The sequence below is a fragment of the Vibrio sp. 378 genome, assembly GCF_033339435.1.
Window position 1 is genome coordinate 1 of sequence record NZ_JAWOUO010000128.1, and the last position, 1,141, is coordinate 1,141.

Consider the following 1,141-nt stretch of genomic DNA (forward strand, 5'->3'; position numbering starts at 1 on the left):
TGGCCAAGCTCATGTACGATCACACCCAACGTCGCTTGATGATCAACTTGGTAGTCAGCAAACACGCAGTAGTCAGTGATCTTTTTGCCATCTAGCGTGACATCATTGTGAGAGAATTTGTGTGGCCAGATAGCAGGACGGTCAAGGAATCCGGTTGAACGGTCGCCACCAGCAAAGATAAACATCACTGACAACTCTGAAGGTTCAACGGTTCCATCTTGGTTACTGTCGTAAGCAGAAAGATTGAAGTACGGATCCAGTTTTTGGTAGGCCTCTGTAAACACGGCGTTCAGCTTGGCCGTACATGTGGTGTCGCTAGAACTAGAGTGACAATTTGGGTGGCTTTGTGCCACGGACACATTGATCACACCATCATTCGCGGTGCCGTAACTCTCGATAGCTGGGACGACTTTAAATTTACCTTGAGAGTTTTTATCAAAGTAATCCACAACGCTTTGGCCATTCGTGTCGAAAACACGTTGCTCGAAATTGTGCACCATCGCTTGATCGTTAAAAGAAACCTGCACAACCAACAGAGGCTGCTGTTTCACGCTCGAGCTGCTCATCGCCTGATAACCTTGTGCCGTGCGCAATAAGTTTTGGCGAGCCATAGGTTCAATCGCTTTTAACGAAGACAGCTCCGGCTTAACTTGCACGTCAGGACGAAACTTCGCTGAATCAGGCGCATCACTGGATTGGGTTTTCTCAATACCAGTCGAGAGCAACTCAGGGATGTCTGAATTACGCTGGATCTGAGCAAAAAACCAAACGCCATCTTCCTGAATCAAAGCATTGCCTTGTTTGTCTTCAAACCAATGGAAATCAGCAGTTCCGCGTAAAATCGCCTCGCTATTGCTTCCGTCACTCAGCGTGATCGGATGCCAAATTGGTGATGGTGGGGTCGTTGCCATACTGTTTCCGGCAACAAGTGCAGTCAGCATGGTCAAGGCAAGGGTGGGGAATTTCAAAGTACGGCTCCATCTTTTCAATTCACCATGCGTAAAACGAACTCAGATACCCATCAATTTAATGAGCGGTTACCTGATGGTTATTTACGCATTAGATATAAATTAAGTGAATGAATGGTACAGAAATGAAAGGATAAGGGAATGCTGACAAGGGGATCAAAAAGAAAATTTGA

Annotated in this window: 1 protein-coding gene; it reads right to left on the minus strand. The window is 46.2% G+C overall.

Annotated features, from left to right (window positions below):
* Window positions 1-968, minus strand: a 968-nt coding sequence (locus R7Q48_RS24585) for a M6 family metalloprotease domain-containing protein (RefSeq protein ID WP_318132724.1), incomplete at its 3' end; no start/stop codon positions are given.
* Between the last annotated feature and the right edge of the window lie 173 nt (window positions 969-1,141).